Origin of the sequence: Terricaulis silvestris (assembly GCF_009792355.1) — a bacterium.
GTDB classification, from domain to species: domain Bacteria; phylum Pseudomonadota; class Alphaproteobacteria; order Caulobacterales; family Aquidulcibacteraceae; genus Vitreimonas; species Vitreimonas silvestris.
Window position 1 is genome coordinate 2,176,642 of record NZ_CP047045.1, and the last position, 16,464, is coordinate 2,193,105.

Sequence of the window (16,464 nt, forward strand, 5' to 3'; positions counted from 1 at the left end):
ATCCCGTGCTACTGCGCCGCAACCTCGGCCGCGGGCGCTGACACATCCTGCAGTGTGGGCGGCGGCTCCGCCGACGCCGGAACGCTAGCCGGCGCTTCAACCGCGGCAGCCTCAGGCGCTTCCTCAGCCTCCCGCGCGTGTGCACCGCCAGTGGACGCCGGCCGTTCGCGCGGCTGCACCGGTTCAAAAATCCGCCGCAGAATTCCCGGTGTCAGCGCCGACACCGGATTGACGCCGACGCGCGGCTCAGCCGCATGCCCATTGATCGAATAGGTCATCCCAAACACGCCTTCGCCCCGGCGCGACACCAACAAATCGCCGATCACCGGCACTTCGCTCAGCATCGACAAGTTCAGCACCGGCGACGGCGCAACCACGCCGTCGATATCGAGATTGTCGCGCGTGATGTCATAGGAGCCGCTGCCCGTTAGCCCGAGCGACGGCCCCGCCATGCGGCCCTCGGTGAAGGCCACGCGATTGTTGGCGTAGGTCATCTCAGCATCGAGCGCGTTGAAGCCGATGCCTTCGCCGTTGAGCATTTCCACCATGCCCGTCAGCGAACCAGCCGACGAAAGCAGCCGCGCCATCGCCGGCAGCCGCACGACCTGGAAATCGCGCATCCGCACCGTGAAGCGCGCCGTGCTCGGCGGCCCCGGCCGCCACGCGCCATCCGCCGAAGCCGTGCCGCCGACAACATTCTCCGCGCCGGTCAATGCGCGCATTGCGAAGCCCGCATCGTCGGACCGGAAACGCATCCCGCCACGCGGATCGGTCGAGCGCGCGCCCAACGCCAAGGAGAACGCGTGGTTGCCCGGCGAGCGGCCTTCCGCCACCAAAGTCTGCAACGCGCCGCGCGCCGTCAGCAGCTCCACGCGCGCATCGTTCAACGTCGCGCCACCGCGCATCTTCAAGCGATCAACAATCACGCTCGTCCGGACCGGCGGCTCAGCGTTCGCGGCAGGCGCACGCGTGCTCGCCGGCGTCGCCGTCGCCGCGGCTTGCGGCTCGTCATCGCCCGAGCCCATGAACGGCGCAGCATCGAACAGCGCGCCACGCACCGCGATATCGAGCCCGCCATCCGCAGCGCGCGCCGCCGTCAAACGCGCGTCGGAGCGGCCTTCGATCGCCAGCCGTGTTAGATCGACTTCGATAATCCTGTTGTCGCGCGTCAGCCGCATCCGGCCCTGCGCCGTCAGCCCGGCGCCGCGCGCGTCGATATTGTTGAACTCGAGCGTTCCGTCGGTCTGGCGCTGCACCACGAAACGCGCTTGGGCCGCGACGCCCGCGCGCTTGCTCCAGAACGACCACGGGGTCTCCACCGCCGCGCGCGTCAGATCGAGATCGATCCGCGCATTGTCGACATCGAAGCCACGGCCCTGGCCCGTCACGGTGACGCCGATGCGTCCTTGGGCGTACTCCGCCACCGAATAGCCAAGCCGCTCCAGGTCGTCGGCGTCGAAATCACCGGAGATTTGATACTCCGACGAAGCGCCTGGATTGCGTCCCCGTTGCCCAATGTGCTCAGTCCAGCGCACGTTCTGAATCGCTGACGTTCCAGCCCGGATCGGACCCGACACCGTCACCGCGCGCTGATCGCCGCGCACTGTCAGTTGGCCTTGGCTCAGCGCCACACGCCGCGTCGTCATGTTGCCGGCGAAGTCGCGGATCGTGCCGTCGACATTGAAGCGCCACACCTCAAACGGCGCCTCGTTCTGCATCGGCCGCTGCATGCGGATATTGACGCTGCCGCGCCCCGTAGCACTCGCGACATCGATCGGCAGCCGATCGCCCAGCCCAATCGGCTCCTGCAGCAGCACTTCCAGCAGATTGCGCGCCGCGCCATCGACACGCGCCGAGATCGTCGCCATCTCGCCGCGCGGCTTGAAGCGGGGAATGTCGATACGCGCGTTGCTGATCGCCATCCCGTTCATGCGCGCTTCCGGGATCGTCATCTGGAAGCTGTTGCCGCGCAGCACGCCCGAGCCACGCGCATCCGTCACCGGCGACATCGTCGAGATGAAGCGCATCGCGCCGCCCGTCACGTTGAAGCGCACGTCCACGGCTTCATCGCGCCAGATGCCCGCGGCGAAATCCGAAGGCCGGATATCAAGCCGCGCCACGGTATCCGTGACGCGTCCGCTCTGCAGCGTGCGTTCCAGAAACGCCCGCGCGCCTTCGCCCAGCCCCATCGGCCACACATGCGCGACCGTGCGCGCATCGAGCGGTCCAGCGATCTGGCCCTGCATCTCGATGCCCGGCCGCATGCGGCGGTTCTCACCCACACCGGCTTCGGCCCAATAGACGCGCCCAGCAGCCGTGATCGTCGCTTCACCGGTTTGCGCGGTCAGCGTCGTGAAATTGATGCTGCGCTCGGCGCTGACAATCGAGCCCACCACTTGCACGTTCGAAAACGCAATCGGTTGCGAGAATGTGCCGGGCACTTCAAGCCGCATCGACGGCAGCGAAATGTTGAACGCCGCCGGCTCGTTCGGCGCAGCCCGCATGATCGCCGACACGTCGCGCACCCTCACTTCGCCGCCGACACGCGTGCGTCCGCCGTTCAGCGCGAGCTGGTCGATGATGAGTTCGTCGCTCTCGATGTCGTAGCGGCCATGGAAGCCGCCGCCTTCGACGGTGAAGCGCCCGTCGCCCATCTCCGCCGAGCCACGCCCCAGCGCGACATCGCCTTCGAACCGGTTCACGCCGGCCTCACGATCGAGCCCGATCGAGATGTTCGCCGTCATCGGCGCATCGAGGCCCGCGAACGGTCCCAACGCAGCCGGCGAGAACAACGCACGCGGTCGCACGTTCTCGGCGCCAAAGTCGACCACCGCCGCTTGAAAGCGCGTGTCCGTGGAAATCCGCAGCGTTGCCGGCGCCAGGCCATCGGGGCCCTCAAGCCGCGCGTCGGCGACAAGTGCTAACGATCGCCCGCGCCGCGCCAATTCAAAATTCGCCGCATCCGCCGTCCAGCGCCCGCCGCCGCCTTCGTCGATAATCGTCAGCAGCGCGCCCCGCACGGAAAGCTCACGCAAGCCGCCGCCCGGACCCACCGGTCTGAACGCCGCTTCCATGCTGTCGAGCACGCGCGCCACGCGTTGCTCCATCGTCTCGTTCAAGTTCGTCGTCGGCAGGATGATGTCGGCCGGCGCGCCCTCGGGTCCCAATGCGATGTGCAGTGCGCCGTTCGGTTTGCGCGTAAATGTCAGCTGACCGCCTTCAAATTCAGCGCGCTGCAGCGAAATGCGCCCGATCAGCAGGGGCAGCACGTTAAGCTCGATCCGCGCCCGCTCGACCCGCGACAGCACGCCGCCGCGCCCATCTTCCACCGTCAACCCAACCGCCCGCAGCTCAAGCGCGTTCCTGGCCCACGCCAGCTCCACGTTCTCGATGCCAACCGGCCGGCCCGAGCGCGCAGCCGAAAGCTCGGCCTCGACGTGGTCGCGGATGGCGTTGAGTTCGATCGGCCCTTGGCTCAGCCGCCACCACGCCAAGGCGACCCCGATCACCAAGGCGGCGACCAGGCCCAACAGGATCTCGACAGCAATAAGCGTCGAGCGGCGTATCATCCGCACGTCTCCAACGCCCCGCGCGAAACTCTAGCGCGAACAATGATTTTGAAGCAAAGCAAAGCCCCAGCGCTCGCGCAGTCGTGTGCGCGCCCGACGGCCCGAGGGCCGGCGCCGTGGAGGCCCGTCTTGGCGAAAGTACTCAAACCCGGAGACCCCGCGCCCCCGTTTGATCTGCCGACGGCGGGGGGAGGCGCCGTCAGCTTGGCCAGCCTGAAGGGCAAGCAAGCAGTCGTTTACTTCTATCCGAAGGACGACACGCCTGGTTGTACAACAGAAGCGCTAAACTTCACTGAAAAGGCCAAGGCGTTCAAAGCCGCCAAGGTCACGGTGGTCGGCATATCCCGCGATAGCGTCGCAAAGCATCACAAGTTCGCGGCTAAACACGGGCTAGACCTGATCCTTGCCTCCGACGAGGACGGCGCGGTCTGCGAGCGCTACGGGGTCTGGGTCGAGAAGACGCTCTATGGACGCAAGTTCATGGGGATAGAACGGGCGACTTTCCTGCTCGACTCGAAGGGCGTCATCTCCCGTGTCTGGCGAAAGGTGCGGGTGCCAGGACATGTGGAAGACGTTCTGAAAGACGTTAACGCCAAGGCCCAAAAATAAGGGTGTTTTTACTATAAAGGGCGAGGTTACGGCGCGGTTCTCGCATAGACGTCGTTAACAACCCTGAAATCTCTGTAAACGGCCGTTACCGACTGTTGCAATTGGAGAGCGTTTCAGGTTTGGATGGTTGAGGTGGGGCTAAGCGAGATTTTGTTTAGCTGAGTAGCGGCGGTGGCGGTTCAATGAGCCAATTCGGATCGCGGGCGCGGGCGTTTTTCGACCGCATGTTCCCGGAACGTCAGATTTACCATCGTAGCGGGGGGACTGTCCGTTACGTTTCCTTGTCTCCAGGCAAGCAGGCCCTGCTGGCGCTGAGCGCTGTGGGCTTTGCCGGTTGGTGCGTTTACGCGACCGCCAACACCTTGCTGGAAGGCCCGCAAGCCACAGCCTCCAACGCCGAAATTGAGCGCGAACGCGCCAAATACGACCGTTGGCTCAACGAATCCCGCGCCCAGGCTTCGGCCGCCCAGGCTCAGCTGCAAGAGCGCACCCGCCAGTTCGACCAAGCCACCGCCGAGTTCGAGAGCCGCCACGAAGTGCTGCGCTCCCTGCTCGAATATGCCGGCGGCACCAGCCTCCAGCTCGCAGCGGCCCGCCCGATCGAGCGTGACGGCGCCCGCATCATCATGGCCGCCTCGATCGACGAGGCCGAGCCGCGCCAATCCCGCGCCATCACCTCTGAGCCATATCAGGTCACGACAGTAGGCTATCGCGTCGGCCGCGATGACCGTCTCGAGGCCGACCAGGATCACACCCTGGCCGAGCTGGAAGACCAAGTGGTCGAGCGCTCCGAGCAGACCCGCGGCGTTCTGCGCCTTACCGGCGTCTCCATGGCCAGCCTGACCGGCCCGGACGCTGACACCGCCGCTGGCGGCCCGCTGGTTCCGCAAGACTTCGTCGCCTACCTGCGCGACTCGGGTCTGAACCCCGCCTTCTCCAGCCGCGTCGCCCAAGTGGCCGCCCGGATCGGCGAATCGCGCCGCCTCGGCGCCATCGCCGGCGCAACGCCGCTCGCAGCGCCTGTGGCCGTCGATTACCGCGAGACCTCCGGCTACGGCCAGCGCATCGACCCATTCAACGGCCGCGCCGCTTTCCATTCCGGCCTCGACCTAGCCGCCTTCGAGCGCGCGCCGGTCGTGGCCACCTCGCCTGGCACTGTGGTCTTCGCTGGCACTCGTTCTGGTTACGGCTATACGGTCGAGATCGACCACGGGCACGGCTTCAAGACTCGCTACGGACACCTTCGCGACATCCAAGTCCAACGCGGCGATCGCGTTGCGATTGGCCAACGCGTCGGTTCGATGGGTTCCACGGGCAGAAGCACGGCGACCCACCTTCACTATGAAGTGTGGTTCCGCGGCAGGGCGGTGGATCCTGTCAACTTTTTGAGGGCTGGCCGGCATGTTCACGAACAAGGGTAATTCACGTACGGATTCCAACTTGCCAGCACTTCCTGAAGCCCCCGTTCAACGCCGTTCCTCGACCACCCGCAGCGGCATCGCGTCGATCATCGCCAATGGCGTGAAGATCACCGGCACGATCGAAGCCGACGGCGCCGAGCTGCAAGTTGATGGCGAAATCGAAGGCAACGTGCGCGGCGGTTCTGTCACCGTCGGCGATACCGGCATGGTCAAGGGCGACATGGTCAGCGAAAGCGTGACCGTCCACGGCCGCGTCGAGGGTTCGGTGCGCGCGCGCAAAGTCATGCTGGCCCGCAACGCTCATGTGCTTGGCGACATCGTCCACCAATCGCTCTCCGTCGAGATGGGCGCGGTGTTCGAGGGGCAGTGCCGCTACCTGCAAGACCCGCTCTCGCAGTCCGGCCCCGGCGCTCCGGCGCAACCGCAAATCGTTCAACCGACCGAGCGCTCAGCGTTCGGCGGCGGCAACTCGGTGTTCGGCGAAGCCTCCAACGACGACCGCATGGTCTCAGGCGTGATCGTCACCGGTTCGAACTAAGGTCGCTGCAAACCAAATTCGGAAAGGCCCGGTGCAAACCGGGCCTTTTTCTTTATGGACCACCGGCGCCCTCGCCGGCTTTTTTTGTGGGATAGACCCCGCTCTATCCGACCGAGTCGCCCAAGCTTTCGCAGGTTGGAGCGCGCGCCTCCAGGCGCGCATTTTCGCCGCGCACCCAAGCGTTTGCAGCCAAGCGGGCTGGAGCCCCGCGCTCCGACTTGCAAGCTTTCGCGCCAATCAATCCGACCGACTTCTCACCGCCCGCATACTCGCGCCCGTGACAACCACCGCCGCCCCCGACACCCGCACCGCGCCCCTCCCCCTCTGGCGCAGCGCCGGCGCGTTCATCACCACGCTCTTCAACCTCTTCGGCGCGCCACAAGATCTCGCCGCCGACCACACACTCACGACCAAAACCCACGCCCTCATCCTCTCCTGGCTTCGCGTCGCCGAAGCCTTCCTCCGTCATTTGCTTCTGATCGAAGCCAGCGCGCTCGACTGCGGCAGTTGCGGAGCGCCGGCGCTTGCCCGCCGAAGCTTCAGCGAAGGCGGGTCCAGCCGGCATTATGCGCGCGAGCGCAAGCGCGTGGAGTTCTTCGCCAACGAACCAGAGACGTGGCGCGTCAGCTTCCGCTGCTTCCCATCTTCCCCCGCTTGCGGGGGAAGTGTCATTGGCAAAGCCAATGACGAAGGGGGCGCACCCGCGCAGGCGTTAGACGCCTTCGCCCCGCACCGCACCCTCAGTCACGCGTCGCGTGACAGCTCCCCCGCTCGCGGGGGAGCAAAGTTCCACTCCGCCTGGCCCATCGCCGAGCGCTTCGAAGCGCTGCTGCGCGTCTACAACAACCCCGCGCCCTACGCGCGCCGTCTCGCACGCCGTCTCCGCGCCCTTCCGCGCCTCATCGCAACGGTGCTCCACAAACCAACCGATTTCGAACACCGCCTCGACGAAGACACGCGCGTCGAACTCGACGCACACATCGACCGCGCAAAACCCGAACTCGACTCAAGTTGAACGCCTTACTTCCACGCCCCAACAATCGCGCCGATCAGCGTAAACGCGACGGCGTTGTATCCCGCATTGATGAGCGCGAGCCTGACACTCTTGCGCTCAAACAAATACTGCACGCCAAACGCCGCGCCGACCCAGCACAGCCCGGCGCACAACCCATACAAAGCCGCTTCCGGATTGCGCACCGGTCCAAGAAACATCGCAAACGTCGAAGCCTGGATCAGCGCCAACACAAACGCACCGCCGAACACGATCGCCGGATTGCCCGACTTCGCCTTCTCGTCCGTCATCCCAACTTCAGCCGCCCACGCCTTACCGAACAGCGGCCCATACCAAACGAAGCCCACCGGAAACGACGACAACGCCGCCAGCACCACCGCGAACCAGTTGATCTCCATGACGCTCCCCTCTCGCTCGCGCTCAGCCGCGCGCTTTGGTTTTCGCCATCGCTTCCAGCATGTCGAAGTGCGCCCGCAACTGCTTCACGGCGCGATCGAAATAGCCAACGTCGCGGTGCGTCCGCGCCTGCATCACGCCGCCTTCCATCGCCGTCAGTACAAACTGCGCGAGCGCGCGCTTATCCGTGCGCGGCGGAAGGCGTTTGCCGGCGTCGGTCAGGCAACCCTCGATCGCCTTGGTCCAGTTCTCGAAATTCACCGCGATCAGATCGCGCACCTGCGGATCAGGCTCGTGCAGCTCAAGCGCCAACGACCCGATCGGGCAGCCATAGGTGCAATCGGTCTCGACGATCATGGTGCGATAGAGCGCCAGCAGCGCGAAAATCTTCTCGATCGGATCATCGACGCCCTTCCAGGCCGGCGCCAACAGCATCTCCTCGATGCCGTCGCGATACGCTTCCAGCACGCCGACCAGCACGTCCTGCTTCGACGGAAACACGTGATAGAGGCTGCCGGAATTCAGCTGCGTGCGGCTCAGCAAATCCGCCACCGAAGTGGAATTGTAGCCCTTCAGCCAAAACAGCTCCATCGCCGCCCCCACGATCTTTTCTCGCGCCGTCGGCATCACCGCGCCCCTTCTTGCCGCGCCCAATCGACCGGCCCGGTCATCACGCGCTCATTCAATTTCTGCAAAGTCCAAGCGTTGCCGCGGTCAAAGAACGCGAACAGCGCATCAAACGCCTCGCCCTCGCGAAAGCCCATCATCGAAACACGAAGCCGCGCGTGCGTCGCATCAACGGGCTCAACCGCCATCACCGTCGTCAACTCACGCGCTTCAGCGCCGTGCGGAAAACCCGGCGGCGCGTCGGCGATCTGGATCACCAGCAGCGTCTCCGGCGCGAACGCCACCACGCGATTGTGGATGTTTCCCGCATCGCCGATCCGCGCGTTGCGATTGTACGAAGACTCAAACGCGCCGCCGACGCGCAGATCAATCGCCACAACGGGCGCGGCCCATGTGCTGAAGCCTTCGGCGGTGGAGATCAGCCGCCAAACCTCGGCCGCTGGCGCCGCCACCACAATCTCATGGCAAAGCACCCGCTCGCCGCCATCGCAGCGCGTGACCTCTTGCGCATGAACCGGCGCCGCGAAACACGCGAATGCCAAAGCAAAGATCGCAGAAAGTCCGTGCATGACGCCTCCGTTGAACGATCATTCAACGGAGTTGAACGTTCAGTCAAGAGCCTTTGCGAACCGCCGGCGCAACCGCCTCAAAGTCCGCCTTCCCGAGCGAAAGCGAACCCAACGGCAATGCCTGTCCCCGCTCCAGCAGCACCGCCAACCTTCGTTTGAACAGCCCGCCCTCAACATAAAACACCGCCGCCCGCGGGCCGTGCTGCGTATCCACGCGATACGCGTAGCCGCTCTTCTTCGGCCCCTCCGGCCAGATACTCCGCATCTCGATCGGCCCACTGCGCGAGAAGTCCGAAAAGCGCAGCCCGGCCATATCACAGAGCGACGCGATCGAAGCGAACGCCGGCACACGCTGCATCTGATCCGCGCGAACCCGCGCGTTCTCTTGCTGGCGGCGCGCACGCAGCGGGTTGAGCGCAGCGAGGCGTTCGACGTGCTGAGCCACCTCTGCGTCCGGCGCGAACTTTACCTTCCGCAAGCTCTTCAGCCACGCCTTGTGACGCAGCATCAGCGGTTCTTTTTTCTCAAGCGCCACCAAGCGCCGATCCAGATCCGCGAACGCCGCCGCGGCACTGCGATAACCCTTCTGTACAGCGAGCTTTTTCGCGCTCTTCGCGTCCGCCCGCTTCAGCCGCACCATGAACTGGAACAACTCGAAGTGCGGATCGGCGACCATGCTTTTCAGCGCCAAGCCGCAGCACTCCAACGCCACCGCATCGCCGCCGCGCATCATAAAGTAATGCGCGTGCCCGTGCGCCAAAGCGTCGGTCACATAATCATGCGCAAAGAAACCCCACACCGCTTCCGGCGCGTATTCGCCGGCGATGAAGAAGGCCTGCTTCTGCATCGCCTCGGCCCAAGCATTGGCGGCTTCGACAAGAAGCTTCGGATCGCGCGCGTCGGCCGCACTTCGCGGCAGCACGATCTCGTCAGCGATCAAGCCTTGGTAGGTCTCAAGCGCGCTTTCGCCCGAGCAATGCTCGCGCTGATGTTCAGCCAGCCAGCCCCCTGGCTCCGCAATGACAAGCGTCTCACTCATCGCCCCCAGCCTGACACCTTAGTCGATGTCCTCCACCGCTGTTTCGCCCGCTCCACTCACCCGTGCGGCGAGCGACGCCGCCATAAACTGGTCGAGGTCGCCATTCAGCACGCCCTGAGTGTCAGACGTTTCAACACCGGTCCGCAAGTCTTTGACCATCTGATACGGCTGCAGCACGTAAGACCTGATCTGCCTTCCCCAGCCGATCTCGGTTTTGCTGTCCTCCAGCTGTTGCGCCGCCGCTTCGCGCTTGGCCAGTTCGGCCTCGTAGAGCCGCGCCCGCAGCATGTCCCAAGCCGCTGCCCGGTTCTTGTGCTGCGACCGTTCCGCCTGACAGGCGACCACAATGCCCGTCGGGATGTGCGTCAGGCGAACAGCGGAATCCGTCTTGTTGATGTGCTGACCGCCAGCGCCGGAGGCGCGATAGGTATCGGTGCGCACGTCCTTGTCGAGAATCTCGACCACAATCGAGTCATCGATCTTCGGGTATATCCAAACGCTCGCAAACGAGGTGTGCCGGCGCGCGTTAGAGTCGTACGGCGAAATCCGCACCAGCCGATGCACGCCGGCTTCGGTCTTCAGCCAGCCATACGCATTTTCGCCCTGCACCAAAATCGTCGCCGACTTGATGCCGGCCGTATCGCCGCCTTGCTCTTCCAACAGGTCAGCTTTGAATCCACGCGCATTGGCCCAGCGCAAATACATGCGCAGCAACATCTCGGTCCAATCCTGGCTCTCGGTGCCGCCGGCGCCGGAATTGAACTCGATATAAGCGTCGTTGCTGTCAGCCTCGCCGGAGAGCAGCGCCTCAAGCTCGGCCTTCGCCGCACGCGCTTGCGCCGCTTCCAACGTCGCCTGCGCTTCGTTTATCAAGCTCTCGTCGCCTTCGGCTTCAGCCATCTCGGCCAGCTCGAGCGAATCGCGCACATCGCGCTCGAGCACGGTGATGTTGGCCATCCCCGCTTCGAGCTTGGTGCGCTCGCGCATCAGCTTTTGGGCTTTTGCCGGATCGTTCCAGAAATCCGGACGCTCCGAGAGTGCAGTCAGTTCGTCAAATCGGACGACGGCGCGATCCCAGTCAAAGACGCCTCCGCAGCAAAGCGACGGCGGATTGGATCTGTTCAGCCAGAGCAGCGATTTCGGCGCGCATGTCTCAAGTCCCTCGTGTTCTTCGAGGGGCTAGATAAGCGATGCTTCGGGCGAGCGCTAGTAAAGCCCGCCCAAATCCTCGGACTGCTGCTCTTGCAGCTCGCGCTGCTCCTGCTGGCGTTCGCGCTCGTTGCCGTAGCTCGCGGTAACGCCAGAGAGCACGCGCGGATCAATCGGATCGGTGCCGCCGAACACGAACGGTGACGCCGCCACATCGCGCGTCGGCTCCGTATCCGGCCGGAACGCCTCCAGGATGGTCGAGGTCGAGGCCGCGTTCGGCAGCAAGCCGGTTTGCGTATCCACGCGCACCAGACGCACGCCGGCGGGAATCCGGAACGGCGTCGGCTGGCTCTCACGCAACGCTTCGCGCATGAAATCGCGGAAGATCGGCGCCGCAATGCGTCCGCCGGTCTCGCCTTCGCCCATATCGCGCGGCGTATCGAAGCCGGCCCAAACACCGACCACGAGGTCCGGCGAATAGCCGATGAACCAGGCGTCCTTGTAGTCGTTGGTGGTGCCGGTCTTGCCGCCGAGCGGGAAGCCGAGGTCGGCGATCACCGTCGCGGTGCCGCGTTGAACCACGCCTTCGCTCATCGAGACGATCTGATAGGCGGTGACCGCATCGAGCACCTGTTCGCGCGTATCCGGCAGCGAGGGCGCCGACATGCCACGACGCCATTCGGCGTTGCACTCAGCGCAGGTGCGTTGATCGCGGCGGAAGACGCTGTGACCGGTGCGATCTTGGATACGGTCAATGATGATCGGCTGAATACGCCGGCCGCCATTGACGAACATGCCGTAGGCCGTCGTCATCCGCATCAAAGTGGTTTCGCCAGAGCCAAGCGCGAGCGCAAACACCGCACTCGTGTCATCGCCATAGACGCCCATGCGGCGGCCATAATCGAGCACGCGCTCGGGCCCCATTTCGTAAGCCACCCGCGCCGTCATCGCGTTCCGCGACAATTCCAAACCGCGGCGCAAGGTCGTCGGACCGTAATATTCGCGCGAATAGTTTTCCGGCGACCAATTGGTGCCGTCGCCCGCTTCGATCGCAAGCGGGCCGTCATCGATCAACGTCGATGGCGTCAAACCAAAGTCGAGCGCCGCCGCATAAACGATCGGCTTGAACGACGAACCGGGCTGACGCATCGCCTGCGTGGCGCGATTCAAGCCGTTCGCGTCGTTGAACGAATAGCCGCCGACCATCGCCAGCACGCGGCCAGTGTGCGGATCCATCGCGACCAGTGCGCCCTGTATCTCCGGCACTTGCTTCAGATTATAGCGCCCGTTCGTGGCACGCGCCGCATAGACGATCGCGCCACGGGTCAGCGCTCGAGACGCTTCGCGACGTGCGCCTTGGGCGGCCCATTGCGCGTCGTTGTCGCTCAAGCGGCCGGTCTGGCCATTTTCATCCGTCAGCGTGATAGCGCCACTGCCCGTCGCGGTGACCATCGCCCGCACCCAGCTCGAAAGCTGCGGCGGCGCTGTGGCCTCGCGCAATTGCGCTTGCACATCGCCGGAGGGATCGCCAGCGCCGAGCGGACCACGCCACGAATAGCGGCGGTCGTAGGATTCCAAGCCCGCACGCAGCGAACGCGCGGCAGCAAGCTGCAAACGCGTATCGATGGTGGAGCGGATCGAGAGGCCACCATTGTAGAGCGCGTCTTCGCCGTACTGGCTTTCGATCTGGCGGCGGACTTCTTCCACGAAGTGCGACGCAGCCACGAACTGATCGCCCGCAAGACGGTTCGTCACCGTCAGGTCGGCGGCGCGCGCTTCGGTCGCTTGCTCTTGATTGATGTAGCCGCGCTCAAGCATCCGCGAGATCGCGTAGTTGCGGCGATCAATGGCGCGGTCGTGATTGCGCGGCAGCTGATAGTTGGCAGGGCCCTTCGGCAGGATCGCGAGATACGCTGCTTCCGAAACCGTGAGCTCCGAGAGCGGCTTGTTGAAATAGTTGAGCGACGCAGCGGCGACGCCGAAAGCGCGGTTGCCCAGATAAATCTGGTTCAGATAGAGCTCGAGAATGCGCTCCTTATCGAGCACGCGCTCGATACGTTGCGCGACCAGACCTTCGCGCAACTTCGTCCAAAGCGCGCAGAACAAGCCGCCAATACCGCCGGAGCAAGCCGCGGCGCGGCCCGTCAGCATGTTGCCCGCAACCTGTTGCGTGATCGTGGAAGCGCCCTGAACGCGATTGCCTTGGATCACATCGAGTGGAATGCGCAACACGGCGCGCGCCAAGCCCTGATAGTCCAAGCCCGAGTGTTCAAAGAAGCGCGCGTCTTCGACAGCGACGAACGCGTTCTTCACGTGATCTGGAATCTGTTCGATCGGCACAAACACGCGCTGTTCGCGCGCGAACTCCGCAACCAACGCGCCGTCGCCGGCGTGCACGCGGCTCGTCACCGGCGGCGTGTAGTCTTCAAGATCGGCAAGCGACGGCAAGCCTTGCAGCGCCGCGATGATGAAGCCCACCACAAGCACGAAGCACACGGCTGCGAAGATGCCGAGGCCAACGAGAATCTTCCGCCATGGCGGACCGCTGCGCGGTTCGCGATAATCGTCGTCATCGCGATCGCGCCGGCTCCAGCGGCGATCTTCGTGGTCGGCGTAGGGATCGTCTCGCAGCATTGCGCCCCGCATTCTTGCGCTTTGGAAATCGGCCCGGGGTCGCCCCCTAATGAGGCGCGATTATGGCCCGAGCAGTGTCACTCAGCGGCTGACATTAGCGTAAGATTCGCGCCGATTTTAGGCGCTTGCGTAGGTCTGCGGCGCGGCAAAATACGCGTCCACGGCGCCCGCCATGGCGTTGGCCATGCGTTCACGGGCGTTCGGGTCGGAAAGCCGGCGCTCGTCCGTGACGTTGCTGAGAAACCCAGTCTCAATCAGCACCGCCGGAACATCCGGCGCCAGCAACACGAACAGCCCCGCATTGCGATGCGTGTTGCGCAGCAGCGGCGCGACTTCGCCGAGCCGGGGGATAACCACCTGCGCGAATTGGGCCGAACGATTGGTCGTCTCGCGCTGAGCCAGATCGACTAGAATATCGTGCGTCACGCCTTGGCGCGGCGCATCGCCCAGATCGAGATCCCAGTTCTGCGCATTCATCATGCCCTGCGCCCGTGCTTCGCCGCGCTCCGAGAGCGTGTAGACGGAAGCGCCTTGGGTTTCGCGATTGTGGTTCGCGTCGGCGTGCACCGAGATGAAGAGGTCAGCGTTCTGCGCACGTGAGAATTGCACGCGCTGCTCAAGCGGAATGAAATTGTCGGCGTCACGCGTCAGGCGAACGCGGTAATTGCCCCGCGATTCCAATGCGTCCCGCAGTTTCAACGCCGCATCGAGAACCACATCCTTTTCGCGCACACCGGTCACGCCCACAGCGCCCGGATCGCGACCGCCATGGCCGGCGTCGATCACAATGGTGCGGCGTTGGGCGCTACGGCCAGGACGCTCAACAGGCTGCGGCGCGGCCACGAACGGCGCATTCGGCGCAAGATCGAAGCTCACTTCGGGCGAACGGCGCCCACCCAATTCTTGGCGCATCAGGCTCGCTGGCGCTTCAAGGTCGAGCACCAGCCGCGAAATCCCATCGGGCCGCGGCGCGTAGCGATAACGGCGGACAACCCCGCCACCCGGACCTTCGCCGCTCGTGCCGGGCAATGCCAACGTCGTGTTGGCGAGATCGATCACGAAGCGATGCGGATCGGCCAAAAAGAAAGTGCGCGCCGTGGCAGGGCGATCGAGCGCGATCGTTACCCGGCTAGAGGCTCCGGAAGCCTGAACCAGCACGCCACGCACCGCCGCCGGGACATCGGCCCAGGCGTTGCCGCTCACCGCCGCGCCCATAAGGGTCGTGGCGCCAGCGGTCAAAAGGGTGCGGCGGCTGATATTCATGAACGCCGAGAAACTAACCGTTCCGGCTTGATATCGAGTTGAAAAGGAAGGTGAATCTGATGGTAACCACAGCTGGTGACGCAGTCGTGACACAGCGTCCGTCGCGAACAGGCTTGCGCTAGGGAATAGGCGCCTGAAAGTACGTTCATGCGGAGCCTGGGAGGAGTGCTCGTCGCGGCCTTAGTGGGCCTTGCCGCGCCCGCGGGCGCGCAAGACACCCTATTGGCGTCCAGCGCCGCCATCGAACTCCGCCAGATGTGCGAGGCCGACCGCGCCACCCTTTGGGGCGCAGACCTCTGCGGACCCCTCATCGTGGTCGATCCTGCCACCCGGCAAGCGTGGGCGACGCAGCCGGATCAGGACGGGACGTTCCGGTTCTCAGGTTCTGGCTGGAGTGGAGCCCTGCCCGCCAGCGTGCCCGTGGCCAATTCCACGGTCGCGTGGGACGGCGTCCGCTGGATCATGGTTATGGCCCCGTTACCGGAGGACGCCACCGAGCGCCGGGTGCTGATCGCGCATGAGGCCTGGCATCGCGCCCAAGACTCGCTCGGTCTAACCGCGCGCGGGGCTGACAACGCTCATCTCGAGACCGAACGCGGCCGCTTGCTGATGCGCCTGGAATTTCGCGCGCTAGCGACGGCCATGCGCTCCCGAAGCGCGCCCCGGCGTCGCGCGGCGCGGGACGCCATGTTCTTCCGCAACATGCGCCTCGCAGAGTTTTTGAACGCGCCTTATGCCGAAGCGAGCTTGGACCGTAACGAGGGTTTGGCGTCCTACACCGGTGTTAGGCTCGGCGCCGGCAGCGGCGCGGCGGCAGATCTTTATGCGGCGCGCACGCTCGATCGCTATGATCGTCATGACGCATTGGCGCGCTCTTACGCCTACGCGAGCGGCCCCGCCTACGGCCTTCTGCTCGACGAAAATCGCCCGACATGGCGCGGCGCGCTTGGCGAGGCCTCGCCAGGTGACTTGCTAAACGTCGCGGTCCGTCCCGACCCCTACAGCCCCGAGACCTTCATCCGGCTTGCCGCCCGCTATGGCGGGGACGCCATCGCCGCCGAAGAGCGCACCCGGGCCCAGGAGCGCGCGGTGGTGGTGGCGGCTTTTCGCGCCCAGTATGGCGCGGGGCCTCGGCTCGTCTTGAACGTGGCGCGCATGCAGATGGAGTTCGATCCAGAACAGGTCACCCCGATCGATGGCCTGGGTAGCGTCTACCGAACCCTTACGGTTCGGGATGCCTGGGGTGAGTTGAGAGCAACCGAAGGCGCGCTAATTTCTAGCGACTTCACGCAGATCGTGGTGGCTAATCCTGGCCCAGATGGCCTGAGCGGCCCCGGTTGGGCGCTTTCCGCCCGACCCGGTCTTTACGTGCTGCCGCCCGATCAAACCGGCGCGCGCAGCATTGTAGAGGCGCCTTAAGGTAGCCATTTACCTCATCGTTCCGGCTCGCAGTGCTTTCTTTCGCAACACAAATCATGCATGGTGCCGCTCATCGCCGCGTGCGCCGCCTGAGGAGCGTCCTCAAGAGCGCCCGGCGCGCTCCCGCCTCGCGGATCGGCGTCTGGCCCCGCGGCGCTTTTGGCGCCGGTTTTCGGACCAAAAGACACGTTCGCACCGGAGCGTAAGCGCCGCCCGCAA

At 64.8% G+C, this 16,464-nt stretch carries 13 protein-coding genes; 5 read left to right on the forward strand and 8 right to left on the reverse strand.

Annotated features, from left to right (window positions below):
- Positions 1–8 precede the first annotated feature (8 nt).
- The gene (locus tag DSM104635_RS11130; protein WP_158766265.1) at positions 9–3,569 is read right to left on the reverse strand and encodes a YhdP family protein; all 3,561 of its coding nucleotides are present in this window, start codon (positions 3,567–3,569) and stop codon (positions 9–11) included.
- A 129-nt stretch (positions 3,570–3,698) separates the two neighbouring features.
- Here DSM104635_RS11130 and bcp point away from each other — a divergent pair, with 129 nt between their 5' ends.
- The 4 genes from bcp (at position 3,699) to DSM104635_RS11150 (ending at position 7,152) form a co-directional block, all read left to right on the forward strand.
- Positions 3,699–4,178 (forward strand): thioredoxin-dependent thiol peroxidase, encoded by a 480-nt coding sequence (gene bcp, locus DSM104635_RS11135; RefSeq protein WP_228445659.1) that lies wholly within the window; start codon positions 3,699–3,701, stop codon positions 4,176–4,178.
- A 182-nt stretch (positions 4,179–4,360) separates the two neighbouring features.
- On the forward strand, positions 4,361–5,599 hold the full coding sequence (locus DSM104635_RS11140) for a peptidoglycan DD-metalloendopeptidase family protein (protein WP_158766267.1): 1,239 nt from the start codon (positions 4,361–4,363) through the stop codon (positions 5,597–5,599).
- A 19-nt stretch (positions 5,600–5,618) separates the two neighbouring features.
- Positions 5,619–6,137, forward strand: a complete 519-nt coding sequence (locus DSM104635_RS11145; protein WP_158766268.1) for a bactofilin family protein — start codon at positions 5,619–5,621, stop codon at positions 6,135–6,137.
- A 277-nt stretch (positions 6,138–6,414) separates the two neighbouring features.
- Positions 6,415–7,152, forward strand: coding sequence for a hypothetical protein (locus DSM104635_RS11150; RefSeq protein ID WP_158766269.1), 738 nt, complete (start codon positions 6,415–6,417; stop codon positions 7,150–7,152).
- 5 nt (positions 7,153–7,157) lie between these two features.
- Here the strand turns inward: DSM104635_RS11150 and DSM104635_RS11155 are convergent, their stop codons facing one another.
- From DSM104635_RS11155 to DSM104635_RS11185, 7 genes are all read right to left on the reverse strand, one after another.
- The gene (locus DSM104635_RS11155; RefSeq protein ID WP_158766270.1) at positions 7,158–7,547 is read right to left on the reverse strand and encodes a DUF1761 domain-containing protein; all 390 of its coding nucleotides are present in this window, start codon (positions 7,545–7,547) and stop codon (positions 7,158–7,160) included.
- A 22-nt stretch (positions 7,548–7,569) separates the two neighbouring features.
- A complete protein-coding gene (locus DSM104635_RS11160) occupies positions 7,570–8,172 on the reverse strand; it encodes a TetR/AcrR family transcriptional regulator (RefSeq protein WP_158766271.1) in 603 nt (200 codons plus the stop codon).
- Positions 8,172–8,741, reverse strand: a complete 570-nt coding sequence (locus DSM104635_RS11165; protein WP_158766272.1) for an SRPBCC family protein — start codon at positions 8,739–8,741, stop codon at positions 8,172–8,174. Before DSM104635_RS11165 ends, DSM104635_RS11160 begins: the two co-directional genes overlap by 1 nt.
- A 43-nt stretch (positions 8,742–8,784) precedes the next feature.
- Positions 8,785–9,780 (reverse strand): hypothetical protein, encoded by a 996-nt coding sequence (locus DSM104635_RS11170; RefSeq protein ID WP_158766273.1) that lies wholly within the window; start codon positions 9,778–9,780, stop codon positions 8,785–8,787.
- An 18-nt stretch (positions 9,781–9,798) separates the two neighbouring features.
- A protein-coding gene (prfB, locus tag DSM104635_RS11175) for a peptide chain release factor 2 (RefSeq protein ID WP_158766274.1) occupies positions 9,799–10,930 on the reverse strand; the annotation gives its coding sequence in 2 pieces (ribosomal slippage) (positions 9,799–10,860 and positions 10,862–10,930; 1,131 coding nt in all).
- Positions 10,931–10,986: 56 nt separating this feature from the next.
- Positions 10,987–13,575, reverse strand: a complete 2,589-nt coding sequence (locus DSM104635_RS11180) for a penicillin-binding protein 1A (protein ID WP_158766275.1) — start codon at positions 13,573–13,575, stop codon at positions 10,987–10,989.
- Between the two features lie 105 nt (positions 13,576–13,680).
- Positions 13,681–14,826 carry an N-acetylmuramoyl-L-alanine amidase gene (locus DSM104635_RS11185; RefSeq protein WP_158766276.1) on the reverse strand — a complete coding sequence of 382 codons (1,146 nt, stop codon included), beginning with the start codon at positions 14,824–14,826 and terminating at the stop codon, positions 13,681–13,683.
- Between the two features lie 147 nt (positions 14,827–14,973).
- Between DSM104635_RS11185 and DSM104635_RS11190 the strand changes: the two genes are divergently transcribed.
- Positions 14,974–16,245, forward strand: a complete 1,272-nt coding sequence (locus DSM104635_RS11190; protein WP_158766277.1) for a hypothetical protein — start codon at positions 14,974–14,976, stop codon at positions 16,243–16,245.
- Positions 16,246–16,464: the final 219 nt, after the last annotated feature.